The following is a 23,283-nucleotide window of genomic DNA, read 5'->3' on the forward strand; positions in this document are numbered from 1 at the left end:
TGATGCACTTCAACATATTACGCGGCGCGAATTTACAAAAATGCAACACAAATCACCGAAATAGCGTTTCAGAACAAATTAAAAACGCTAAACTATTTTGTGGCTGAACAATCAGTTAGAATGTTAACAGAAGGCTATTATCCTTATGTTTTATAATGGTAATGACCTCATGAATACTCTTTTCTGATTGGATTCGTATCGTTTATAAATCAAGGTACGCAACTAGTTGGTTTATTGAAAAATTGTGACAAAGGCTAGCATTCGGCTACGATGATTTCATCAAACTGTTAACGTGCTACAATTGAACTTGATATATGTCAACGAAGCGTAGTTTTATTGGGTGTCTGGTGTCACTTAGCCTGTTATGTTGCTGTTAAAATGGTTAGGATGACAGCCGTTTTTGACACTGTCGGGTCCAAAGGGAAAGTACCCACGACCAAGCTAATGATGTTGTTGACGTTGATGGAAAGTGCATCAAGAACGCAATTACGTACTTTAGTCACGTTAGGCCGGTCATGTTAATTTGCGACATGCATCAGGCAGGTCAGGGACTTTTGTACTTCCTGTTTCGATTTAGTTGGCAATTTAGGTAGCAAACATGCAGACCCCGCACATTCTTATCGTTGAAGACGAGTTGGTAACACGCAACACGTTAAAGAGCATTTTCGAAGCAGAAGGCTACGATGTCTTTGAAGCGACCGATGGCGCAGAGATGCATCAGATCCTTTCTGAAAATGATATCAACCTGGTGATCATGGATATCAACCTGCCGGGCAAAAACGGCCTTCTTCTGGCGCGCGAACTGCGTGAACAGGCGAACGTCGCGTTAATGTTCCTGACAGGCCGTGATAACGAAGTTGATAAAATCCTTGGCCTGGAAATCGGTGCGGATGACTACATCACTAAACCGTTTAATCCACGCGAGTTAACCATTCGTGCACGCAACCTGCTGTCCCGCACCATGAACCTGGGCACGGTCAGCGAAGAGCGTCGTAGCGTAGACAGCTACAAGTTCAACGGCTGGGAACTTGATATCAATAGCCGTTCACTGATTAGCCCGAACGGTGAGCAGTATAAACTGCCGCGCAGTGAATTCCGCGCGATGCTGCACTTCTGTGAAAATCCGGGCAAAATTCAGTCCCGTGCAGAACTGCTGAAGAAAATGACCGGCCGTGAGCTGAAGCCGCACGACCGTACCGTAGACGTGACCATCCGTCGTATCCGTAAACATTTCGAATCTACGCCTGATACGCCGGAAATTATCGCCACTATTCACGGTGAAGGTTATCGTTTCTGCGGCGACCTGCAGGAGTAATCCGGCAACTGAAGTAAAAAAAACGGCGCTTTCGCGCCGTTTTTTATTTCCAGACTCGCATCGTATCCGCATCAGGTTCAACGGGGGGGACGGGACGCTTCGGCTGAGAGAGTGAATACCAGTCAAGGTGACGCGTCAGGTACATGACCGCAAACAGTGCCATCGCCAGTACGGCAGCTCCCAGCAGCAACGCGCTGTCCTCAGAACGCAGCAGGAACCACATCACGACATCCAGCCCCAGCAGCGCCAGAATAAACACCCCGCTTCGCCTCCAGCTTTTCAGTACCGCCTGCAGGTACACACCATTCATCATTGCGCCGACAAGGCTTGCGATAATCCAGGCCGGCGTAAACCCGACATGCTCAGACAGGGCAAGTAAGACGAGATAGAACAGGACCAGCGACAACCCCACCAGCAGATACTGCATTGGGTGCAGACGCAATCCGGTAAGGGTTTCGAACACGAAGAAGGCCATAAACGTCAGGGCAATCAGTAAAATAGCGTACTTGATCGCGCGGTCTGTCAGCTGGTACTGATCCGCTGGCGTGGCAACCGTCACGCTAAAGGCCGGGATAGAACTCCATTCCGGTGACTCGCCCTCGGCGAACCAGCTTTGCATATTGTTAGCAAACCAGCTGCTCTGCCAGTTTGCCTGGAAACCAGACTCGCTAATCTGATGCTTAACAGGCAGATAGTATCCCATAAATCCCGGGTGCGGCCAGTTACTGCTCAGCGTCATTTCGCTGTTACGCCCGACAGGCACCACCGCAAAAGTGCCCGTCCCCGCCAGGTTAAAGGACATATCAAGGGCGAGCGTTTTCGGCTCAAGGGCTTTATCACTCAGCGGAATATGAATACCGGCAAGTGTGCCATACACGCCGGTTCCCGGTTCTACGCTGAGCGCCTCACCGTTGATTTTTGCGACCTTCACAGTACCAATGCCCCGGGCATCACCCACGCCAATCACCAGGAATGGCTGCCCCAGCGTCATGGTTTCGCCCTTCAGCTGCGCCATTTTCTCCGTCGAAAACTGCGCTTTTATTTTGAGATCGGTGTTCCAGATTTGCCCGTCATAAATACCGATGCTTCTGGACTCCACGCGCTGATTTCCCTCAACGAGCAGAGATTCCGGCAGGATAAAGTGCAGGTAGCTTTTTTTGTATTCGACCTTTTTCTCATCCTCAAGTTTGTAAAAAACCTCGGTGACAGGAATGGCAATCAGCGGTCCTACCAGCTTTTGCGGCCCGCTGGTGCTTTGGCGAAGCGAGTGTTCAACATCGTTACGGTAGCTCTCACGCTCCGAAATCAGGTTACTGACCATAAAGAGCGGGACTAACAACAGCAGAATGCACCCCAGCAGGGTGCTTACTTTCCAGAACAGGGGGGATTTCATCATTACGTCTCCTTTGTGATGAGGAGAGCGTACCGGGGCTATGTGGGGCCAGTTTGAAGTTATGTGAAGTGACGGTGAAGTGTCAGCGTGGCTTTCACGCCGCCTTCTGGCTGGTTATGCAGAGCAATGTCCCCCTGATGCAGACGCGCCACCTCCTGCACGAATGCCAGACCCAGCCCGCTGCTTTTCAACCCGTTCTCGCGGGGGAGCGAGTAAAAACGTTCAAAAATACGCGCCATGGCATAGTCTGGTATCCCGCTTCCGCTGTCGCTTACGGTAAGCCGGATCTCGGTTGGCGTCTCCTCGGCAGCCAGCTGAAGCGTCCCGCCCTGCGGGGTAAAATCGATGGCGTTATCCAGCAAATTGCCCAGCGCCTGTTCAAGCAGCTCGGGGTCGCCCTGCACCTGCAGCGAAGTGGGCTGGCAGGTCAGGATGATATTTTTCTCCGTGATAACGGCGGAGCGTGAATCCGCAAGCCGTGAAAACAGCGTGCTGACACTCACGCTCACCGGCTCTATCTCTACCCGGTTTTCAAGACGCGCCTGAGAGAGCAGTTTTTCCACCAGCGACTGCATACGCGCGTTTTGCACCAGAATATTATCGATAAACCGCGCGGCCACCGCCGGCGGCGGCTGCTCATTAAGGATCTCTGCCGCGCCGCGGATTGCCGCCAGCGGGCTTTTGAGTTCATGAGTAAGCGCATGCACATAATGCTCGATGTAATTCTTACCCTCGAGGCGAATGCGCATATTTTCCAGCGCCTGCGCCAGCTTTCGTAGCTCACTGCTGCCGGGGTTAGGCAGCGGGAGAGGCGTGTCCGTGGTCACCGCATCGGCGTAGCGCGACAATCTGCCAATGGAACGATTGATCCATCCCGCCACCAGCAGACCAATCAGCAGGGCAATGCCGAGCAGCGCCCCACCCGCCCACAGGATCCGCCGCTCGCTACGGTGAATAACCGGCGCCATGGCACTGTTAGGTTTTCCGACCGACAGCACGCCGATAATGTTGCCCCTGTCCATTACCGGTGCGGCAACATACATCACCGTACTTTCCGGATCGTCAGGGTTGCTCTGGGTGCTGCGCGCGCCATATTCCCCGCGAAGCGTCAGCCAGACGTCATTCCAGCGGGAGTAGTCTTTTCCTACCGCCAGGCCCGCCGAATCAAACACCACCTTGCCCGTGGCATCGGTCATGTAGACGTGGTACTCGTTGCGGACTTTATGAATGCCACCAATGTTGGCGCGAAACGGCCGCTGATGGAGCCGTGAAAAGGCCTGAGCCAGCTGGCCCTGCTGCGGATTGCCTGCGAGCAGGTCGTCTCGCCCCACTTCCGCCAGCAGGGTCGCGGTGTCAATCAGCGTGCCTTCGGTGGCTCTGCGCACGCCGGGCTTGACCTCCTGCACGAAGATAGACAGCACAAACCACGCGGCGATTGCGACAATCAGGAAATAGCCCAGCAGCAGACGCATGCCAATACGCATTAATAAAGCCCCAGACTGTAACCCATCCCGCGATGGGTACTGATGGGCGAAAGCCCGTCATTGACCGCGCGCAGCTTGGCGCGCAAGGTTTTGATATGCGTATCCACGGTACGATCGAAGCTATCGCCGTCTTCGCCCCACACTTTGTCCATAAGCTGCTGGCGAGAAAAGACCCTGCCCGGCGCCTGCAGCAATGTTTTGAGCAGCAGGAATTCGTAGCGCGTGAGCGGTAAAGGCTCCCCATACCAGCTGATTCTGGCGGCGGGTTCGTTCAGTTCAAACTGCCCGATACGAACGATCTCGGCAGGGGCGGTGGATTTTTGTAACCGCCGTAGAATAGTCCTCACCCGGGCACAGACTTCACGCGGGGAGAAGGGTTTAGCGACATAATCATCCGCGCCCATCTCCAGCCCGAGCAGCTTATCCACTTCGTCACTTCGCGCCGTCAGGAACAGGATCGGCAGTGATGGATGCTGCGCCAGAAGCTGACGGCAGAGTTCAAAGCCGCTGATGTCAGGCAACCCGACATCCAGAATCGCCAGCGCGGGGACCTGCCGCCGCGCCTCTTCCAGTACCGGTAACCCACGCCCGAAAGCCTTCACCGCAAACCCCTCCTGCTGAAGCATGTAGAGAAGCGTGTCGGCGATACTGATTTCGTCCTCAACCAGCCAGACCAGAGGTTGCTGCATGATTCATCCCTGAATTAGTGCCATGGCATGATCGGCACGGCGCTGATGGCGTTTTTCGGTGAGCCTTCAACCACTTTGTCGGAATAGGCCAGATAGGCGAGCGTGTTGCGTTTGGCGTCATAAAAACGCACCACCTGCAGCTTTTTAAACACCAGCGAGGTCCGTTTCTGGAACACAACGTCGCCCTGCGCTTTGCCGTTTTTGATTTTGTCACTCAGCTCCACAGGACCGACCTGCTGGCAGGAGATTGCCGCATCGGAGGTATCTTCCGCCAGCCCAAGCCCGCCTTTAATGCCCCCGGTTTTCGCCCGACTAACGTAGCAGGTGACGTTTTTCACGTCCGGATCGTCAAACGCCTCCACCACAATCTTGTGGTCCGGGCCGAACACTTTGAAAACGGTATCGACAGAACCAATCTGTTCCGCCTGCGCGGCGTGCCCCACCGTCAACATCAGGGCAGTGAAGATCAAAGTCTTGTATTTCATATTGTTACCATTTTTAAGAATTACGCTGAGCGATTATTCAACACTGTAGACAAAAATGTAGCAAGATCACAGGATTAGAATATATTCACCCAAAACGAGGAACAAAAGGCATTAATGAGCAAAAAAAACACTGAATGCTAAAACATCAAAAAATGCTATTATCCGCTAACCTGTTATCAGGCACCTGCTGTTTTAAGGATGAGGATAGTATATGGATCAGGCTGGAATTATTCGCGACCTGCTCACCTGGCTGGAAGGTCACCTCGACCAGCCTTTGTCACTGGATAATGTGGCGGCTAAAGCAGGCTATTCCAAGTGGCATCTGCAAAGGATGTTCAAGGATGTCACCGGTCATGCTATCGGGGCCTATATCCGCGCACGTCGTCTGTCAAAATCAGCGGTGGCATTACGCCTGACCGCGCGGCCGATTCTGGATATTGCACTGCAATATCGTTTCGACTCGCAGCAAACCTTTACCCGCGCCTTTAAAAAACAGTTCTCGTTAACGCCAGCGCTCTATCGCCGCTCGCCTGACTGGAGCTCGTTTGGCATGCGTCCGCCGCTGCGTCTGGGCGAGTTTGCAATGCCGAAATATGAATTTATCACCCTGCCAGAAACGCACCTGATTGGTACGACGCAAAGCTACTCCTGTTCGCTGGAGCAGATTTCCGAATTCCGTCATCAGATGCGCGTTCAGTTCTGGCGCGACTTCCTGAGCCATGCACCGGCGATCCCGCCCATCCTGTATGGTCTCAACGAAACGCACCCAAGCCAGGAAAAAGACGACGAGCAGGAGGTGTTCTACACCACCGCGTTAACGCCAGAGCTGGCGAATGGCTATATTCAGGGTTCAAAGCCCGTGGTGCTGGAAGGCGGCGAATACGTGATGTTCGCTTATGAAGGGCTGGGAACGGGTGTACAGGAATTTATCCTGACCGTTTACGGAACCTGCATGCCAATGCTGAACCTGAATCGCCGTAAAGGTCAGGATATTGAGCGCTACTATCCGGCAAGCGATGCTAAACCGGAAGAAGGCCCAATCAATCTGCGTATGGAATTCTTAATTCCGATACGTCGTTAACGCTGAAGTTCGTCAAGTGCAGGGGCATCAAGATGCGAAATGTCCCCTGCCATCTCTACGACCCAACCTGACGCCAGCCACGCGCTTTCCTGATAGTCGATACGGGAAATAGAGCAGTTGCGCAGACGCAAACGGCGCTCTGCATACGCAGGTAACCCCAGAATCGTGCTCACCAGGCAGCCCAGCGCAATACCGTGACTCACCAGCAGCGGACGGCTCCCGGCCGGAAGCTTCAGGCATTCCGCCAGCGCGGCATGCATACGCACGCTCAGCTCCTGCATGGATTCGCCTTCCGGAATACGGCCATCTTCGGTGCCGTTGACCAGCGTGCGACGCCAGCCCTCTTCCGTTTCCGTCAGCGTATCAATATGCCGTTTTTCCAGCACGCCCATATCCAGCTCGCGCAGACGCGGCTCGATCATGACATCACAACCACAGGCATCGGCAATGATGCGCGCCGTCTGCTGTGTGCGACCTAAGTCGCTGGTGATAACATGCGTAATGCCCAGCGTTCTGGCGCGTTCTGCCACCTGCCACGCCTGCTGCACACCCTTTTCAGTAAGAGGACTGTCTGACTGGCCTTGAATACGTCGCTCGGCGTTCCACTGCGTCTCACCGTGGCGAACAAGGTATACCTGTAACATGCTTTTTTTCCGTTATACTGCGATGAGTTTTTTTTGAATCGAGCTTAATTATGCACCATGTTGTCTCTGCTACCACCAATCCTGCCAAAATTCAGGCAATTCTAAGGGCATTCGAAGAGATTTTCGGCGAAGGATCCTGCCATATTGATGCCATCGGCGTCGAGAGCGGCGTGCCTGAACAGCCGTTTGGCAGCGAGGAAACGCGCGCTGGCGCACGAAATCGCGTGGCAAATGCCAGGGCTGCCGCACCGGATGCTGACTTCTGGGTGGCAATTGAAGCGGGTATCGACGAAGGCGCGACGTTCAGCTGGGTGGTCATCGAGAACCGTGAACAGCGTGGAGAAGCGCGTTCAGCAACCCTGCCGCTGCCAAAAATCATTCTGGAAAAAGTATCCGCGGGTGAAGCGCTCGGGCCGGTGATGTCTCAGTACACCGGCATCGATGAAATTGGCCGCAAAGAAGGCGCGATTGGCGTCTTTACCGCTGGCGCACTAACGCGTTCAGGCGTTTACCACCAGGCGGTGATTCTGGCCCTGAGCCCGTTCCATAACGCGATTTATCGCTGAGCGCCCAGCAGCACAGACTCCAGCCACTGACGCAGTTCCACCGGCGCGGATTTCAGGCTGTTCGATCCGCGGGTGATCGTCGCGATACCCGCGCCCAGTTCATTTTTGAGCTCACGCTGGCTCATCTCACCGCGCAACAGCTCTTCGATGATCCGCACGCGTGTGCCCAGGGCTTCACGCTCATCCGGCGTCAGCATCAGCTGCAATAAAGGCAAATGCAGATCCTGGTCGTAAGACTGGCGGAGCAACTCCACAAAACGAAGCCACTCCTGATGACGTTGTTCGGCCATTGCCGAGGAATACGGGGAATGCTGGGTCATGTTATGCCGCCTGTTGTACTCATTAACGAGTACAGCATAACACAACCCGCTCCATCAGTAACGTCTCTGCCACTCAGCATCGCTCATCAGGGTATCTTTTTGTCCCATGAAATAGCGATAGTAGGCGTCATAAGCCAATACGTTCTTCACATAGCCGCGGGTTTCCGAGAACGGAATACTTTCCACAAACGCGACGGCGTCAATGCGCCCGGCGCTGTTGCCAAGCCAGGTGCGCACGCGGCCCGGGCCTGCGTTATACGCCGCCGAGGAGAAGATGCGGTTATTGCCGAACTGCTGATAAACATACTGCAGGTAGCTGGTACCGATATTGATGTTGGTCTCCGGATCCAGCAGCTGCGACGGACTGCTGTATCCCGGGGTGTTAAACATCTTCACCGTGTGCGTCGCGGTTCCCGGCATCACCTGCATCAGGCCGCTGGCCCCGACCGGGGAACGGACTTTCGGGTTCCACGCACTCTCCTGGCGGGCAATGGCCATGGCGTAGCTTTGCGGAATGTCTTTACCGCTGGTGTAGCGCTCAAACAGATCTTTATAGGCCAGTGGGAAACGCTCTTCGAGATGATCCCACAGCTTGCCAGCGATCGTTGCCTGCACGCTCAGATCCCACCAGTGGTTATCAAAGGCATAGCGGGCAAGCTGTGCCTTCTCATCGGTCGTACGGCTGGTCACCAGATTCGCCCATTCGCTACGGGCGGTATTGTCCATGTTCCAGTACATCAGCTCGCGAACGCGCGCCATTTCTGGCCCCTGAGTCAACGCCGGGTTGGCGTTAGCAGGGGCTTTATCAATGCGGAACGTGTACTCCTCACCCAGACGCTGTGCGGCCGCCATCGGGTAGAACCCACGCTGCTGCATCAGCGCATGGAGGATCTCTTTGGCTTCATCGTCACGCCCGCGCTCCATCAGCAGATCCGCCTGCCAGTAACGCCATTCGTCTTTCTCTTTGGCGTCCATTGGCAGACGCGCAAGCCAGGTATTCAGCCCCCGGCGATCGCCCGTCCCCAGCGCCATACGCACGCGGCGCTCCACCAGCGACGTGGAGTTCGAACGCATAATCGCATCGTCTCGCCAGCGCGCCTGCTCGTCGGTTACATCGGTGCTCATCAGTCGCCACGCCACAATGTCGCGCAGCTCCTGAGTTTGATCTTCATTGAGCTGCTGCGCCTGCACCAGCTGCGGGATCATCAGCCGCGCATTTTCCACGTCGTCACGCGCCACGCTGGCAAAAGCCACCGCGGCCATCTGGCGGGTAAAATCGGTCGCGCCGGTGCTGCGGGCAAAGGTCAGTACGCTGTTCGGATCGTTCGCCAGGGCGATGACGGCGGTTGAGATCGTCTGATAATCAGACGGCATTTGCCCCGCAAGCGTGGTAACCAGCCGCGTGTTTCCGGCTTTCATCGCCAGGCGAATACGTTCAAGGTACGCCAGCGGATCCTGCTTACCTGACGCACGCCATGCGCCAAAGAGGGAATCACAGGCATTTGGCTGGCTTTTTCCGGTCAACCACAGATCTTTCGCGCCCGCCCAGGCCTCTTCCTGCTGTCCGGTAACCCACTTCGCATAGTAATAGTTACACTGGGCTTCGGTGGTGTTCGGTTTTTCCGGGCTAAACGCCAGCAGCCCACGCCAGTCTTCACGACGTGCCAGTTCGTTCACAAAACGAGACTGCAGCGTCCGCGCGGGTGGCAGCGTCGGGTTCGCCTGAATAAAGTTATTCACGGTGACCGTGGGTTGATTCATGAGATCGTCGGTGATCTGCCGATACTCCAGATACGGATAGAGAGGATACGCTTTTAAGGTCGGCATCAGCGCCTGCACGGTATCCATCTGCTTATTGTCCCACGCCTGTTTAATCTGGGCGTAGCGATTACGTTGTTCATCCAGTGAATCGGCATGCACCGCCTGGCTTGCCGCCATCACGCATACGCTGGCAGCCAGCAGACGCCAGACCACCTGTTTGGCTTTTCCCACAAGCTCTTCCTCATTGTTTTTTCGTCAATTGCAGCGTCTTGCCACGTCAAAGTCTAATTAACTTATGCTAACCAGGCATCCTGCAACGCGCCACGTTGCGGACACTTTTTTACCTTTCTTGCGCGTTTTAACACTCCCGACGTTCCTGGCTGGGATTAGGGCGGGAAAAAGGCTACACTTCGAGGCTGATATTCTTTCTCATCACGATAAAAGAGGCGAAGTCCAACGTGGCTCAATTCGTTTATACCATGCATCGTGTCGGCAAAGTTGTCCCGCCGAAACGTCATATTCTTAAAAATATCTCGCTGAGCTTCTTCCCGGGCGCAAAAATCGGTGTTCTGGGTCTCAACGGTGCCGGTAAGTCCACCCTGCTGCGCATCATGGCCGGCATCGATACAGACATCGAAGGTGAAGCCCGTCCGCAGCCTGGCATCAAAATTGGCTACCTGCCGCAGGAGCCTCAACTCAACCCGGAACACACCGTTCGTGAATCCGTTGAAGAGGCGGTTTCTGACGTCGTTAACGCACTGAAAGGTCTGGATGAAGTGTATGCCAAATACGCTGAACCGGATGCGGACTTCGATAAACTGGCCGCTCAGCAAGGCAAGTTTGAAGAGATTATCCAGGCGCATGACGGCCACAACCTGAACGTGCAGCTCGAGCGCGCCGCTGACGCCCTGCGTTTGCCAGACTGGGATGCGAAAATCGCGAACCTCTCCGGGGGTGAACGCCGCCGCGTGGCGCTGTGCCGTCTGCTGCTGGAAAAACCAGACATGCTGCTGCTCGACGAACCGACCAACCACCTGGATGCGGAATCCGTGGCATGGCTGGAGCGTTTCCTGCACGATTTCGAAGGCACCGTTGTGGCGATCACCCACGACCGTTACTTCCTCGACAACGTTGCAGGCTGGATCCTGGAGCTTGACCGTGGTGAAGGCATTCCATGGGAAGGCAACTACTCCTCCTGGCTGGAGCAGAAAGACCAGCGTCTGGCGCAGGAAGCCTCTCAGGAAGCCGCGCGTCGTAAGTCTATCGAGAAAGAGCTGGAGTGGGTTCGTCAGGGCGCTAAAGGCCGTCAGTCTAAGGGTAAAGCCCGTCTGGCACGCTTTGAAGAGCTGAACAACACCGAATACCAGAAACGTAACGAGACCAACGAACTGTTTATTCCGCCTGGCGCACGTCTGGGGGATAAAGTGGTTGAAGTCACCAATCTGCGTAAGTCTTATGGCGATCGCCTGCTGATTGACGACCTGACCTTCTCCGTACCGAAAGGTGCCATCGTGGGGATCATCGGTCCGAACGGCGCGGGTAAATCTACCCTGTTCCGCATGATGTCCGGTCAGGAACAGCCAGACAGTGGTTCAATCACTCTGGGTGAAACCGTGAAACTGGCTTCCGTTGACCAGTTCCGTGACGCCATGGATAACAGCAAAACCGTGTGGGAAGAAGTCTCCGGCGGCCTGGATATCATGCGTATCGGTAACACCGAAATGCCAAGTCGCGCTTACGTTGGCCGCTTTAACTTCAAAGGCACCGACCAGGGTAAACGCGTGGGCGAGCTCTCCGGTGGTGAACGTGGTCGTCTGCACCTGGCCAAACTGCTGCAGGTTGGCGGTAACGTGCTGCTGCTCGATGAACCGACCAACGACCTGGACATTGAAACCCTGCGCGCACTGGAAAACGCCCTGCTGGAGTTCCCGGGCTGTGCAATGGTTATCTCGCACGACCGTTGGTTCCTTGACCGTATCGCAACCCACATCCTGGACTACCAGGACGAAGGGAAAGTGGAGTTCTTCGAAGGTAACTTCACCGAATACGAAGAGTACAAGAAACGTACGCTGGGCGCAGATGCGCTGGAGCCGAAACGTATTAAGTACAAACGTATCGCGAAATAAATGTAAAACGGCAACGTCAGTTGCCGTTTTTTTTGTTTGTTCCTACACCCTGTGAGTGACGCACCGTTCACCCACCCACGTAAAACCGCTTCACCTCATCACACTGCATCGCAAAGTCGATATAACGCATCAGCGCCGGCGAGTTCAGCTTGCGGCTCGGGTAAGCCAGCCACAGATCGTTCCCCTCGACGTTCCACTCCGGCAGCACCTTCACCAGCGCGCCCTTTTCAACCTTATCCTCAAGCAAAAAAGCGGGAAGCAGCGTGATCCCGGCGCCGGCGATGGCACATTCGCGCGCATACACCAGATTATCCGTCAGATGGGCGTTATCCGGCAGATAACGGTAATCCTCACTTTCGCTTTGCAGCAGCCACTCAGACCACGCCTTGTGGGTAATACAGCGGTGATCCACCAGCTGCCGGGGATGCGTCAGCGGCTCCCGGCGCGCCAGGTAAGTCGGTGAGGCCAGCATATAACGCGGGCAATGACCGATCATACGGCCAATCAGGGAGGAGTCCTGCGGCTTACCGGTACGCAGCGCCACGTCAAAACCTGACTCGACCAGGTCGAGCACGTCGTCAGAAATGGACACGTCAAGCGAAACGTCCGGATAGCGGAGCTGGAACTCCGCATTCAAATGCGCCAGCAGTGTCGCGCCGATCCCGGCCGGGCAGGTGATGCGCAGTCGACCGCTGGGGTTTTCACGCAGCCGCTGAATGGCGTACTCCGCCCGTTCACTTGCCGCCAGCATCTCACGGCAGTGAACCAGATAGTGCTCGCCGGCGAACGTCAGGTTCAGCCTGCGCGTAGTACGATTGAGCAAGCGGATCCCCACCTGCTGCTCAAGCTGACTGATTCGCTGGCTGACGCTGGATTTCGGCAGCTCAGCTTTCTGTGCCGCCGCGGTAAAGCTGCCCAACTCTGCCACCAGCGCAAACAGCGCCATGTCCTGAAGTTGTTTAAACATGATTGTTCATCCTGTACGAACACTTCGTTCTTAATTGTCCATCTTATCACGCGACTGAGCACTTAATAGACTAGTCTCAACAACACGCTTTCCCTAAAGGAGCTCACCATGTCAGTTAAAGCCATTGCCGTTAATCCAGACAGTCCTGCTGATTTCATTGAAATTACCCAACCGATGCCGCAGCCCGGCGAGTACGATCTGCTGGTTGAGGTAAAAGCCGTTTCCATCAACCCGGTCGATACCAAAGTTCACGCGGGCATCGTCAGAAGCGGCCTGACGGAACCACGCGTTCTCGGCTGGGACGCCAGCGGCATTGTGAAAGCCGTGGGTGCAGGCGTTAGCGGTTTTAAACCGGGTGATGAAGTGTGGTACGCGGGCGATATTACCCGCCCGGGCAGCAATACCACCCATCAGCTGATCGATGCGCGCATTGTCGGGCATAAGCCGGTAAGCCTCGGCTGGTCTGCCGCAGCCGCCTTGCCGTTAACCGCCCTCACCGCCTGGGAAGGATTGTTTGAACGGCTGAATATCCAGGATGCCGGCCCGGACAAAACGCTGCTCATTATTGGCGGCGCGGGCGGCGTAGGATCGCTGGCGATCCCGTTTGCGAAACATCGCAGCAACGTGAAGATCGTCGCGACCGCCTCGCGGGAAGATTCTGCTCAGTGGTGTCGCGACCGCGGTGCCGATCACGTGGTGAATTACCGTGACCTGAAAGGTGAACTGGCTAAACAGGGCCTGACGTTTGTGGATTACATTTTCATTCTCAATGATACCGACGGCCACTGGGATGCCGTCAGTGAACTGATCGCACCGCAGGGGCATATCTGCTCCATCGTTGAGAACGCACATCCGCTGAACCAGGATAAGCTGAAATCCAAATCTGCCGCGCTGCACTGGGAGTTTATGTACACCCGCAGCATGTACCAGACCGCCGACATGGCGCGTCAGGGCGAGATCTTAAACGAGGTTGCGAAGCTGGTGGATAACGGCGTGGTGGAAAGCTCACTGAGCGAAACGCTGCACGGGCTGAGCGTCGAAAGCATCACCGAAGCGCACCGAAAAGTGCTGGACGGGCATATGCGTGGCAAAGTGGTGGTTGAGTATTGAGGGGGGGGTCCCCCTCACACCGGCCCTCTCCCTCAGGAGAGGGTTAGGGTGAGGGAATTACCCCTGCTCCCCCATCATCTCTTTCACCAGCTCTACGCAGCGCAGGAAACGGCTGTCGTAATCTGACTCCTCCACATGCACAAACTCCACGTTATTTTCGTGCAGCATGTCGATGAGCATGCTCTGGAACTCTTTTCTGTCGACGGAACTGCCGAGGCTGCGGATCCCGTCGGCAACCCACGGGGTGTTGTTTTCGAGCAAAATCACCAGGTCAAAGCGGTATTCGTCTATCAGCGCCTGCACAAACGGATGCTCGCGTCCCTCGTATTTTTTGCAAAACGCCTGGGTGGTGACGAAATCGGTATCAATGAAGGCCACTTTATTGGCGTATTTCACCGCGAAATCAATGTACTGCGCATGACCCAGCGCGATTTTATCGTAGTCGGAGTACTGCAACGCCATCTCGTCACCACCCAGATGAGAGAAGACGTAATCACGCCCGTACTCCCACGCACTGGTGGTGTTAAAGATGTTGGCCAGCTTGTTGACCAGCGTCGATTTCCCGCTCGACTCGCCGCCCAGAATCGCAACGGTGCGCACAAAGAACGGTTTTACCTCGGTTGGGATGTAATCCCAGTAGCGGAACGGGTTTTCGCGGATCAGCGCCCCGCTGATGTTCATAAAGGTACGCTTTGGATCGATCAGCACGGTTTCAATGCCCAGATGCTCGCGGAACTGCGGCGCATCGGACTCTTCAGAGGTGTAGATCCAGTTCGGGGTGATCCCCTTTTCGTCCATGAACGCTTTGACGCCATTGCTCCACACATCCCAGCCGTGCGGATACGGCTCCATGCCCTCTTCATTAAAAGCATGAATACGAATGTTTTTCTGGTACTTAAAGGTCTGCAGCAGCCAGCGCAGGCGATCCGGCACGGTTGGCTGCTGCGACATGGCGCTGTCCTCGAACAGCTGACGGTCGCGGGTTTCATCGTAACCCATGATGATATGCAGCTCGTCCACCTGGCTACAGGCACGCTGGATCAAATAGATGTGCCCGGTATGCAGCGGGTAAAACTTGCCAAATACCACGCCGACGTTCTTTTGCATACGCGGGAATTCAAGCCCCAGAAAGCGGTGCAACGCTTCCAGCTTTTGTGCGCTGGGGCTTTTGATTTTGGCGTTCAGCAGTTGGCTCAGGTAGCCTTTGGTCATGCCGCTGGCATCCGCCACCTGCTGCAGCGTGCAGCCTTTCTGGCGGATTGCGGTCTTGATGTAGTCAAATGATGACATAAATTACGGTGCCTCCTGCAAAATCGAATACGTAATTATAAGTCGTCAAAGACATTTAACGCATCTGCGAGTTTCTTCACGCCAAAGACCTGCATCCCTTCCGGGATTTTTTTCGGCACGTTGGCGGCGGGCACAATGGCGCGGCGAAAGCCGTGCTTCGCCGCCTCGGAGATGCGCTCCTGGCCGCTTGGCACCGGGCGGATCTCCCCGGCCAGACCCACTTCACCAAACACCACCAGGTCCTGCGGCAACGGTCTGTCACGCAGGCTGGAGACCATTGCCAGCAGCAGCGCCAGATCCGCACTGGTCTCAGTGACTTTGACCCCGCCGACCACGTTGACGAACACGTCCTGATCCGCCATCTGCAGGCCGCCGTGGCGGTGCAGTACGGCCAACAGGATCGCCAGGCGGTTTTGTTCCAGGCCAACGGCCACACGCCGTGGGTTACCCATCATTGAGTGATCCACCAGCGCCTGAATTTCCACGAGCAGCGGACGCGTCCCTTCCCAGAGCACCATCACCGAGCTACCGGAGGTCACTTCATCGCCCCGGCTGAGGAAGATGGCAGACGGGTTGCTGACTTCACGCAGCCCCTGCTCGGTCATGGCAAACACACCCAACTCGTTCACCGCACCAAAACGGTTTTTGTGGCTGCGCAACGTACGGAAACGGGAATCGGCATCGCCGTCGAGCATGACGGAGCAGTCGATACAGTGTTCCAGCACTTTCGGCCCCGCCAGCGAGCCATCTTTCGTGACGTGGCCGACCATCACAATCGCCACACCGCGCGTTTTGGCAAAGCGCGTGAGATAGGCGGCGGTTTCACGCACCTGCGCCACGCTCCCCGGTGAAGACTGGATATCCGCCATGTGCATCACCTGAATGGAGTCGATAACCATCAGCTTCGGCTGCTCTTCTTCGGCAATCATGCAGATTTGCTCGATGCTGGTTTCCGAAAGCATGTTGAGGTTGCCGGTTGGCAGGCCCAGACGGTGCGCACGCATCGCCACCTGCTGCAGGGACTCTTCACCGGTGACGTACAGGGTTTTCATCTGTTCGGCGAGCTTGCAGAGCGTTTGCAGCAGCAGTGTTGATTTACCCGCTCCCGGGTTACCACCGATCAGGATCGCACTGCCCGGCACTACTCCCCCGCCGAGCACACGGTCAAACTCTTTGAATCCGGTCGAGAAACGCGGCAGCTCTTCGAGGCTGATATCCGAGAGCTTTTGCACTTTCGCGACACCGGCGTTGCCGGCATAACCGCTCAGGCGTTCATTGCGGGCCACGCTCGGCGAAGCCGCCACACCACGCACTTCGGTGATGGTGTTCCAGGCATGACAGGCGCTACATTGCCCCTGCCAGCGCGGATAATCCGCACCACATTCATTACAGACAAATGCGCGTTTTGGAGCTTTCGCCACAGTTTACCTCGTTATTTCTGATTCACGCTGCCGGAGAGAATGCAGAACACCCCCATCAGGTCAGCATGACGGATGGTGACTTCCGTCTTTTCATTCACTTTAGGCTTGGCATGGTAGGCAATGCCAAGGCCTGCCGCTTTGATCATCGGCAGGTCGTTCGCGCCATCACCGATGGCAACGGTCTGGACGACAGGAATTTCATATTTTTCCGCCAGACGGGTCAGGGTATTGGCTTTGTACTGGGCATCCACGATATCGCCGATCACCTGGCCGGTCAGCTTGCCGTCCATGATTTCCAGCTCATTCGCCACCACGGTGGTCAGGCGCAACGTGTCGCGAAGGTAGTCGGCGAAGAAGGTGAACCCGCCCGAGGCGATAGCCACTTTCCAGCCCAGCGTTTCTAACTTCAGCACCAGCTGCGTCAGCCCCGGCATTAACGGCAGCTCATCACGCACCTGGCGCAGGATGTTCGCGTCGGCCCCTTTCAGGGTCGCCACGCGCTGCCTCAGACTGGCGGTGAAATCCAGCTCGCCGCGCATTGCCCGTTCGGTCACATCGGCCACCAGCTCGCCGCTGCCGGCAAGCCTGGCGATCTCGTCGATGCATTCGATCTGGATGGCGGTGGAATCCATGTCCATCACCAGCAGACCCGGCGTTTTCAGGTGTGGAATTTTGCCGAGAGGCGCCACGTCCAGGCCGGCATCATGCGCCAGGCGGGTCGCGCGCTGCGTCAGGGAACCTGCCAGGCGGATGACCTGATAATCCTCTACGCACCAGGCCGCCACGATGACCATCGCTGCACCCAGTTTGGTTTGATATTGGGTCAGGCGTTGTTTGTCCAGGCCGCGTCCGTACAGCAGCCAGCCGCTACGGCCAGCGTGGTAATCCAGAGGCATCACCTCATCACCACTTAAAGAGAGCGGCAATCCTGGCCATAAAGAGACATCCGTAGGCAGGTCGCACCAGGTAATGTTCGGCATTGAAGCTCCTGTGAATTCGTTCGCGCCGGAAGGTTCCAGAGGGAAAATAACGCATGAGGCTACCTTGTAACCATCACTTCTGGCAACATTAAGCCGTAAATTTTCAGCAGGTGGAATATGGCTCGCGCAAAACTGAAATTCCGACTTCATCGTGCCGTGATTGTCCTGATATGTCTCGCACTCTTGGTCGCGCTGATGCAAGGGGCATCGTGGTTCAGCCAGAATCACCAGCGGCAACGTAACCCGCAGTTTGAGGAACTGGCGCGTACTCTGGCGCGTCAGGTCACGCTCAACATCGCCCCGGCGATGCGCACCGAAACGCCGGACGAGAAGCGCATAGGTCAGATATTACGCCAGTTAACCGAAAACAGCCGCATTCTTGATGCCGGTGTCTATGACGAACAGGGCGACTTGATCGCCCGTGCCGGTGAGCACGTTGACGTCCGTGACAGGCTGGCGCTGGACGGCAAAAAAGCCGGCGGCTATTTCAATCAGCAGATCGTCGAACCCGTGCAGGGGAAAAATGGTCCGCTCGGGTATTTGCGCCTGACGCTCGACACCCACACCCTGCCCACCGAAGCAAAACAGGTGGACAACACCACCAATATTTTGCGCCTGATGCTGCTGCTCTCGCTGGCCATCGGTGTGGTGCTGGCACGCACGCTGCTGCAGGGTAAACGCACCCGCTGGCAGCAATCGCCTTTCCTCCTGACCGCCAGTAAATCGGTGCCCGAAGAGGACGAGGGCGATAAGAAAGAATAGTGATAAAGTAGGCTTACGATTCGGAAAAGGAACTTTGCCATGACGACGTTACGCCTGCTTATCTCTGACTCTCACGATCCCTGGTTCAATCTCGCGGTAGAAGAGTGCATCTTCCGTCAGATGCCAGCCACTCAACGGGTGTTATTTTTATGGCGCAACGCCGATACAGTGGTGATTGGCCGTGCGCAGAATCCCTGGAAAGAGTGTAATACCCGGCGTATGGAAGAGGATAACGTCCGCCTGGCGCGACGCAGCAGCGGCGGCGGCGCGGTATTTCACGACCTCGGCAATACCTGCTTTACCTTTATGGCGGGCAAACCTGAATACGATAAAACCATTTCCACCGCGATTGTGCTTAACGCCCTGACATCGCTGGGCGTGACTGCCGAAGCGTCAGGCCGCAACGATCTGGTCGTCAAAACCCTCGACGGGGATCGCAAAGTCTCCGGCTCCGCCTACCGTGAAACCCTGGACCGGGGATTCCATCACGGTACATTGTTGCTGAATGCCGACCTCAGCCGTCTTGCGAATTACCTTAATCCCGATAAGAAAAAACTGCAGGCCAAAGGTATCACCTCCGTGCGTGGCCGCGTCGCCAACCTGATCGAATTACTGCCGGGCATCACCCACGAACAGATCTGCGATGCCATCCGCGAAGCGTTTTTCGATCACTACGGTGAGCGGGTCGAAGCCGAAGTGATCTCCCCGGATAACACCCCTGACCTGCCAAACTTTGCGGAAACCTTTGCCCGTCAGAGCAGCTGGGAGTGGAACTTTGGTCAGGCGCCGGCCTTCTCGCACCTGCTGGACGAGCGCTTCACCTGGGGCGGCGTGGAGCTTCATTTTGACGTGGAAAAAGGCCACATTACCCGGGCGCAGGTCTTTACGGACAGCCTGAACCCTGCGCCGCTGGAGGCGCTGGCCAGCCGCTTACAGGGCTGCCTGTATCGGGCCGACACGGTGCAGCTGACATGTGAGGCATTACGTGGCGAGTTCCCCGATCAGGCAATCGAGCTGGGCGAGCTTTCAGCCTGGCTTTCGCAGGCCGTACGCTAAACCATGTTGCCCGGCGTGCTTCGCCGGGCGAGTGATGTAACCTGTTTACGCGATAACGTCTTATTCTTATTTTTTAAGCAGGCTTCAGGGATCCAGCCTGCCCCATCTCATTAAAAAATATTATATTATCGTCGGGAAGGGCATTGAATGCTTCCCGGCCTTACGAAAACCGCTAATAACTTTCAATAATAAATTGAACAATAAAAGCGGAAATATGCCCGTAAAATGCGTGAAAATATTCACACCATCTATGCTTTTATATTTTCATTACTGCCCGTTTAGAAATTCTAAATACACCATTTAGAGCAGCCACAATATACTACCGCCCGTGGTTACATCCATATATAAAACCTATTGATTACATTACTAGTCGACAGCTCTATAATTTCTCTTCGTTAAGGAACAACAATGAAAAAAATTCTTCTTGTCGCGGCCATCGCTGCGGCAACGTCCATGACCGCAGCCCATGCGGCTAACACCGCCGTCATGAAAGTGAAAGGCAAACTGACCAACGCGTCATGTACTCCTACAATGAGCAACGGCGGTGCAGTAGATTATGGCAAAATATCAATGGGCTCACTGAGCGCGACTGAGGATAACCAGCTCGGCCAGCGTGATATCACCATGACAATTACCTGTAATTCTGCGACCAAAGTCGGCTGGACAATGTACGACAACCGCAAAGACAGTCTGGCTGACGGCCATTATATTGAAGTCGATGATTCTGCCGTTGATGGCAGCTCGACATTCAGCCCTCAGTACACAAGCGGTTTAGGTTTTACCAAAGAAGGTCAGAAGATTGGCGGATGGGCAGTGTATACCAACCTGCCATATGTCACGGTAGACGGCGCACCTGCTGATGCGATTACCGCGGGAGGCACTAATCTGACTAAATGGAATAAAAATACGACGGGTCGTCTTGTTCTGGATGACTACGAAACCATGTCCGTCGCCAAACCGGGTGAACTCGTGCCGATGGCCTTTACCGAAGCCGTATTCCCAATGAAAGTCTCCATGGCAATCAGGAATACCAACAGACTGACCATTACCGAAGATACCGAACTGGATGGTCAGGCGACCATTACGCTGAAATACCTCTAATTAAATTATCGCTCAGGCGATAACGTATCTCTGACGGCGAATTTAATTCGCCGTTTTTTATTCCTTTATTCATACTGCATCCATCATATTATTCGCAAGACGTAAATACATACATGATTGTATTTACAGCCCTTAATTAAACTCACAACCGAGTGTAGAATTTCTCATTTCACAAATAACTCTGACCATTAATAGAATTCCCGCGCTTGTGAATCAATACGTTAATTACACGCACATAAGAAAATGTCCACTTTTTGGTTAAGGAATAACAGTGAAAAAACTTCTTCTCGCCACTCTGATTGCCGTGGCTTCGCACGCTGCGCTCGCCGACTCTACCGTTGTGATGAAGGTGAAAGGCAAAATGAATAATGCGTCCTGTACGCCTGAATTAAGCAATGGCGGTTCTATCGATTTTGGCACCATCGCCCTGGATCAACTTTCTCCTACCCAGACGAATCAGATGGGTCAAAAGGACATGTCGTTAACCATTAACTGCCCTTCAGCGACCAAAGTGGCCTGGAGCATCGCGGACAATAAAGAAGATACCAATGCGGCAAATGACCTGACGTCCAGCCAGTTCTACATCCGCGATGCGGCGGATAACGGAGGTGATGCCTGGGGCGCTGGCACCACCTATGGCGTTGGCACCACGGCTGCGGGCGAAAAGATTGGGGCGTATGCCATCGCAACGCGCGTGAATGAAGTTACCGCCAATGGTCTTCCGGCTCAGGCCATTTATGCCCCGGCGTACGTCAACAGCAATGGCGAATACATGTGGCGTAACCTGAGTACCGGTATTATTGCCAACGGTAACGCAGAAATTATGACGGCGACCACCCCAGGCAAATCTTCTCCGCTGGCGATTACCAACGTCGTCTTCCCGTTTAAAGTCTCGATGGCCATTGTGAATACCGATCGCCTGACCACGACCGATGAAGCTCAACTGAGCGGCGAAACCACCATTACGCTGGTTTATCTCTGATACGTTAAGGTCATGTTTTCTTTTCTCCGGCGGGATATCCCGCCGTTTTAAAGCAGAATATAAATCCATTCATATCTGATTGTAATGACTTAATAAAATCTCAATGTGCTCGTTAGAAAATCTAATTATTGCATTCTGTGAATCATTAATAGAATCAGCGGCGCTTGTTATTTAACACGTGTATTCATGCAAGCACTTTGCGGACTAAAAATATCTTTTTTAGTCACTCTCTTTCAGGTTAAGGAATAACAATGAAAAAGCTTCTTCTTGCCACCGTGCTATCCATGGCGGCAACAGCCGTTTGCGCAGAACCGACCGCCATGCTCAAAGTACAGGGCTCACTGACCAGCGCAGGCTGCGTGCCGGAAATCAGCAACGGGGGTCTGGCCAACTTCGGTGAAATCGGTCTGGACTCCCTCTCCTCCAGCGTGCCATATCAGGCAGGCCATAAAGATGTCACCCTGACCATCAAGTGCCAGTCCGCCACACGCGTGGGCTGGACGCTTCACGACGATCGCGCGGATTCCAACGCCGGTGCCAGCCTGCCAGCCAACCAATTCCACGTGGATAACGCTACCGCAAACGGTGGCCAGGCTTCTGGCTCCAGCCAACTGAACGGCGTAGGTAAAACCAGCGCCGGCGAGAACATCGGTGCGTATGCCATTTCTACCTACCTGACCTCCGTTACCGCAGACGGCGCGGCGGTACAGCCTATCGCGGCTACCCTGTATACCGGCGGCACGATCAGCAGCAGAAGCTGGATGAACATGTGGACCAGCGGCATCCTCTCCAACGATGGCACCGACGTCATGACCGTTTCCAAAAGCGGCCAGCGTGCACCTTTAGCCTTCATGAGCGCGGCATTCCCGCTGAAGATTGCGCTGGCCGTAGCCCCAAGCGACAAGCTGACCCTGACCGACAAAACCGAGCTTGAAGGCCAGTCAACGATCACCCTGGTTTACCTCTAATCCAGCCCCCTGACGCAAAACTCTCCAGTTACATGGGGAGTTTTTTTCCTGACCAGCGAATGAAACCCACTATGTCTACGATCCACACATCAACACGTTTGATCTGCTCACTGTGCCTCGCCCTTCCGGCTTCGCTTTTTGCCGCCGGAATGGTGCCTGAAACCACCCTGCTGCTGATTGACGAAGCGAACCACGGCGGCGTCATGAGCGTGAAAAACACCGACAGCATTCCCACCCTGCTTTACACCTCCATCCGGGATATCGGGGGCGACCAGGGGGTAAAACTCAACGTCACCCAACCGGTAGTGCGCCTTGAGCCAGGCCAGGAGCAACAGGTTCGCTTTATTCTTGAAACCGACAAACCGCTTAGCGTTGAACAGTACAAACGCGTGGTGTTCGAAGGTATTCCGCCCAAAAGCACGGATAAAAACGTGAAGGTCGGGATCAACCTGCGTCAGGATTTACCGGTCCTGATCCATCCCAAAGATCTGCCGGTGGTCACCGACGCCTGGAAATTACTGACCTGGTCAGTCACCGGGAAAGAGGTCAAGGTGCAGAATCCGTCCGCCTACGTGGTCCGTTTCTCCACCTCTGTCACCTTACTGCCTTCGCATACGGAAGGTCTGGTCAACAAGACGTTTATCCTGCCGGGAGAGACCATGACGGTGCAGACCGACACCCCGGTTAATGGCACCGATAACGCCATTGAGTTCAATCCGGCCAGCCGCTACGGGATTGAAGTTGAGAGCTTTACCGCTTCCCTGACGCGCCAGTAAGACAGG

The 23,283-nt window shown here is 55.0% G+C and carries 23 protein-coding genes; 11 read left to right on the top strand and 12 right to left on the bottom strand.

The features are described 5' to 3' along the window. Window positions 1-362: 362 nt before the first annotated feature. Entirely contained in the window at window positions 363-503 is a 141-nt protein-coding gene (gene yjjY, locus HV157_RS10875) for a protein YjjY (RefSeq protein WP_001541509.1), read from the bottom strand. 95 nt (window positions 504-598) lie between these two features. Between yjjY and arcA the strand changes: the two genes are divergently transcribed. Continuing rightward, window positions 599-1,315 carry a two-component system response regulator ArcA gene (arcA, locus tag HV157_RS10880; RefSeq protein ID WP_003856501.1) on the top strand — a complete coding sequence of 239 codons (717 nt, stop codon included), beginning with the start codon at window positions 599-601 and terminating at the stop codon, window positions 1,313-1,315. Between the two features lie 43 nt (window positions 1,316-1,358). On the opposite strand, the gene creD is transcribed toward arcA, so the two are convergent. From creD to creA, 4 genes are read right to left on the bottom strand one after another with little or no spacing between them, the layout of a single operon-like run. Then, on the bottom strand, window positions 1,359-2,711 hold the full coding sequence (gene creD, locus HV157_RS10885; RefSeq protein WP_182268193.1) for a cell envelope integrity protein CreD: 1,353 nt from the start codon (window positions 2,709-2,711) through the stop codon (window positions 1,359-1,361). 56 nt (window positions 2,712-2,767) lie between these two features. Further along, window positions 2,768-4,192, bottom strand: a complete 1,425-nt coding sequence (gene creC, locus HV157_RS10890) for a two-component system sensor histidine kinase CreC (protein WP_182268192.1) — start codon at window positions 4,190-4,192, stop codon at window positions 2,768-2,770. Beyond that, the gene (gene creB / locus HV157_RS10895; RefSeq protein ID WP_014168553.1) at window positions 4,192-4,881 is read right to left on the bottom strand and encodes a two-component system response regulator CreB; all 690 of its coding nucleotides are present in this window, start codon (window positions 4,879-4,881) and stop codon (window positions 4,192-4,194) included. The genes creC and creB overlap by 1 nt, the downstream gene beginning before the upstream one ends. A 14-nt stretch (window positions 4,882-4,895) precedes the next feature. Further along, window positions 4,896-5,366, bottom strand: a complete 471-nt coding sequence (gene creA, locus HV157_RS10900; protein ID WP_014168552.1) for a protein CreA — start codon at window positions 5,364-5,366, stop codon at window positions 4,896-4,898. Window positions 5,367-5,577: 211 nt separating this feature from the next. On the opposite strand from creA, the gene robA reads away from it, so the two are divergent. Then, on the top strand, window positions 5,578-6,447 hold the full coding sequence (gene robA / locus HV157_RS10905; protein WP_014168551.1) for an MDR efflux pump AcrAB transcriptional activator RobA: 870 nt from the start codon (window positions 5,578-5,580) through the stop codon (window positions 6,445-6,447). Here the strand turns inward: robA and gpmB are convergent. Beyond that, window positions 6,444-7,091, bottom strand: a complete 648-nt coding sequence (gene gpmB / locus HV157_RS10910; protein WP_014168550.1) for a 2,3-diphosphoglycerate-dependent phosphoglycerate mutase GpmB — start codon at window positions 7,089-7,091, stop codon at window positions 6,444-6,446. The genes robA and gpmB overlap by 4 nt on opposite strands. A gap of 50 nt (window positions 7,092-7,141) precedes the next feature. On the opposite strand from gpmB, the gene yjjX reads away from it, so the two are divergent. After that, the gene (gene yjjX, locus HV157_RS10915) at window positions 7,142-7,657 is read left to right on the top strand and encodes an inosine/xanthosine triphosphatase (protein WP_014168549.1); all 516 of its coding nucleotides are present in this window, start codon (window positions 7,142-7,144) and stop codon (window positions 7,655-7,657) included. On the opposite strand, the gene trpR is transcribed toward yjjX, so the two are convergent. Together trpR and sltY are read right to left on the bottom strand one after the other, a co-directional pair. Next, window positions 7,648-7,977 (bottom strand): trp operon repressor, encoded by a 330-nt coding sequence (gene trpR / locus HV157_RS10920; RefSeq protein WP_020885267.1) that lies wholly within the window; start codon window positions 7,975-7,977, stop codon window positions 7,648-7,650. The genes yjjX and trpR overlap by 10 nt on opposite strands. Before the next feature lie 54 nt (window positions 7,978-8,031). Continuing rightward, window positions 8,032-9,969 (bottom strand): murein transglycosylase, encoded by a 1,938-nt coding sequence (gene sltY / locus HV157_RS10925; protein WP_182268191.1) that lies wholly within the window; start codon window positions 9,967-9,969, stop codon window positions 8,032-8,034. 227 nt (window positions 9,970-10,196) lie between these two features. On the opposite strand from sltY, the gene ettA reads away from it, so the two are divergent. Next, complete coding sequence (gene ettA, locus HV157_RS10930; RefSeq protein WP_014168546.1) at window positions 10,197-11,864, top strand: energy-dependent translational throttle protein EttA; 1,668 nt, start codon at window positions 10,197-10,199, stop codon at window positions 11,862-11,864. A 67-nt stretch (window positions 11,865-11,931) separates the two neighbouring features. Here the strand turns inward: ettA and HV157_RS10935 are convergent, their stop codons facing one another. Beyond that, window positions 11,932-12,831 carry a LysR family transcriptional regulator gene (locus HV157_RS10935; protein WP_025205491.1) on the bottom strand — a complete coding sequence of 300 codons (900 nt, stop codon included), beginning with the start codon at window positions 12,829-12,831 and terminating at the stop codon, window positions 11,932-11,934. Between the two features lie 108 nt (window positions 12,832-12,939). Here HV157_RS10935 and HV157_RS10940 point away from each other — a divergent pair, with 108 nt between their 5' ends. Next, window positions 12,940-13,941, top strand: a complete 1,002-nt coding sequence (locus HV157_RS10940; RefSeq protein ID WP_063214206.1) for a zinc-binding alcohol dehydrogenase family protein — start codon at window positions 12,940-12,942, stop codon at window positions 13,939-13,941. A gap of 57 nt (window positions 13,942-13,998) precedes the next feature. Here HV157_RS10940 and nadR read toward each other — a convergent pair whose 3' ends face one another. Genes nadR through serB form a run of 3 tightly spaced genes read right to left on the bottom strand, consistent with a single transcriptional unit; the run spans window position 13,999 to window position 17,632 of the window. Further along, a complete protein-coding gene (gene nadR / locus HV157_RS10945) occupies window positions 13,999-15,231 on the bottom strand; it encodes a multifunctional transcriptional regulator/nicotinamide-nucleotide adenylyltransferase/ribosylnicotinamide kinase NadR (protein ID WP_014168543.1) in 1,233 nt (410 codons plus the stop codon). Window positions 15,232-15,266: 35 nt separating this feature from the next. Then, entirely contained in the window at window positions 15,267-16,652 is a 1,386-nt protein-coding gene (gene radA, locus HV157_RS10950; RefSeq protein WP_014168542.1) for a DNA repair protein RadA, read from the bottom strand. A gap of 11 nt (window positions 16,653-16,663) precedes the next feature. After that, window positions 16,664-17,632 carry a phosphoserine phosphatase gene (gene serB, locus HV157_RS10955; RefSeq protein ID WP_020885272.1) on the bottom strand — a complete coding sequence of 323 codons (969 nt, stop codon included), beginning with the start codon at window positions 17,630-17,632 and terminating at the stop codon, window positions 16,664-16,666. A gap of 117 nt (window positions 17,633-17,749) precedes the next feature. Between serB and HV157_RS10960 the strand changes: the two genes are divergently transcribed. The 6 genes from HV157_RS10960 to HV157_RS10985 all read left to right on the top strand — a co-directional run bounded on the left by HV157_RS10960 (window position 17,750) and on the right by HV157_RS10985 (window position 23,277). After that, entirely contained in the window at window positions 17,750-18,394 is a 645-nt protein-coding gene (locus tag HV157_RS10960; RefSeq protein WP_020885273.1) for a YtjB family periplasmic protein, read from the top strand. Window positions 18,395-18,433: 39 nt separating this feature from the next. Next, window positions 18,434-19,450: a lipoate--protein ligase LplA gene (lplA, locus tag HV157_RS10965; RefSeq protein ID WP_182268190.1), complete on the top strand. Its 1,017-nt coding sequence runs from the start codon at window positions 18,434-18,436 to the stop codon at window positions 19,448-19,450. A 408-nt stretch (window positions 19,451-19,858) separates the two neighbouring features. Beyond that, window positions 19,859-20,551 carry a DUF1120 domain-containing protein gene (locus HV157_RS10970; protein WP_068795229.1) on the top strand — a complete coding sequence of 231 codons (693 nt, stop codon included), beginning with the start codon at window positions 19,859-19,861 and terminating at the stop codon, window positions 20,549-20,551. Window positions 20,552-20,822: 271 nt separating this feature from the next. Further along, complete coding sequence (locus HV157_RS10975; RefSeq protein ID WP_014168535.1) at window positions 20,823-21,533, top strand: DUF1120 domain-containing protein; 711 nt, start codon at window positions 20,823-20,825, stop codon at window positions 21,531-21,533. 251 nt (window positions 21,534-21,784) lie between these two features. Beyond that, window positions 21,785-22,501, top strand: a complete 717-nt coding sequence (locus HV157_RS10980) for a DUF1120 domain-containing protein (protein ID WP_014168534.1) — start codon at window positions 21,785-21,787, stop codon at window positions 22,499-22,501. Window positions 22,502-22,572: 71 nt separating this feature from the next. Further along, window positions 22,573-23,277, top strand: coding sequence for a fimbria/pilus chaperone family protein (locus HV157_RS10985; RefSeq protein ID WP_044867940.1), 705 nt, complete (start codon window positions 22,573-22,575; stop codon window positions 23,275-23,277). Window positions 23,278-23,283 lie beyond the last annotated feature (6 nt).

It is taken from the genome of Enterobacter sp. RHBSTW-00318 (assembly GCF_014101375.1).
Taxonomy (GTDB): Bacteria; Pseudomonadota; Gammaproteobacteria; order Enterobacterales; family Enterobacteriaceae; genus Enterobacter; species Enterobacter ludwigii.

Bases quoted from the DNA above. Each gene is read 5' to 3' on its own strand.
- lplA (WP_182268190.1), top strand. From the start codon at position 18,434: ATGACGACGTTACGCCTGCTTATCTCTGACTCTCACGATCCCTGGTTC.
- creB (WP_014168553.1), bottom strand. From the start codon at position 4,881: ATGCAGCAACCTCTGGTCTGGCTGGTTGAGGACGAAATCAGTATCGCC.
- robA (WP_014168551.1), top strand. From the start codon at position 5,578: ATGGATCAGGCTGGAATTATTCGCGACCTGCTCACCTGGCTGGAAGGT.
- HV157_RS10985 (WP_044867940.1), top strand. From the start codon at position 22,573: ATGTCTACGATCCACACATCAACACGTTTGATCTGCTCACTGTGCCTC.
- nadR (WP_014168543.1), bottom strand. From the start codon at position 15,231: ATGTCATCATTTGACTACATCAAGACCGCAATCCGCCAGAAAGGCTGC.
- HV157_RS10970 (WP_068795229.1), top strand. From the start codon at position 19,859: ATGAAAAAAATTCTTCTTGTCGCGGCCATCGCTGCGGCAACGTCCATG.
- creC (WP_182268192.1), bottom strand. From the start codon at position 4,192: ATGCGTATTGGCATGCGTCTGCTGCTGGGCTATTTCCTGATTGTCGCA.
- HV157_RS10935 (WP_025205491.1), bottom strand. From the start codon at position 12,831: ATGTTTAAACAACTTCAGGACATGGCGCTGTTTGCGCTGGTGGCAGAG.
- HV157_RS10980 (WP_014168534.1), top strand. From the start codon at position 21,785: ATGAAAAAGCTTCTTCTTGCCACCGTGCTATCCATGGCGGCAACAGCC.
- arcA (WP_003856501.1), top strand. From the start codon at position 599: ATGCAGACCCCGCACATTCTTATCGTTGAAGACGAGTTGGTAACACGC.
- trpR (WP_020885267.1), bottom strand. From the start codon at position 7,977: ATGACCCAGCATTCCCCGTATTCCTCGGCAATGGCCGAACAACGTCAT.
- yjjX (WP_014168549.1), top strand. From the start codon at position 7,142: ATGCACCATGTTGTCTCTGCTACCACCAATCCTGCCAAAATTCAGGCA.
- gpmB (WP_014168550.1), bottom strand. From the start codon at position 7,091: ATGTTACAGGTATACCTTGTTCGCCACGGTGAGACGCAGTGGAACGCC.
- serB (WP_020885272.1), bottom strand. From the start codon at position 17,632: ATGCCGAACATTACCTGGTGCGACCTGCCTACGGATGTCTCTTTATGG.
- creA (WP_014168552.1), bottom strand. From the start codon at position 5,366: ATGAAATACAAGACTTTGATCTTCACTGCCCTGATGTTGACGGTGGGG.
- creD (WP_182268193.1), bottom strand. From the start codon at position 2,711: ATGATGAAATCCCCCCTGTTCTGGAAAGTAAGCACCCTGCTGGGGTGC.
- HV157_RS10940 (WP_063214206.1), top strand. From the start codon at position 12,940: ATGTCAGTTAAAGCCATTGCCGTTAATCCAGACAGTCCTGCTGATTTC.
- HV157_RS10960 (WP_020885273.1), top strand. From the start codon at position 17,750: ATGGCTCGCGCAAAACTGAAATTCCGACTTCATCGTGCCGTGATTGTC.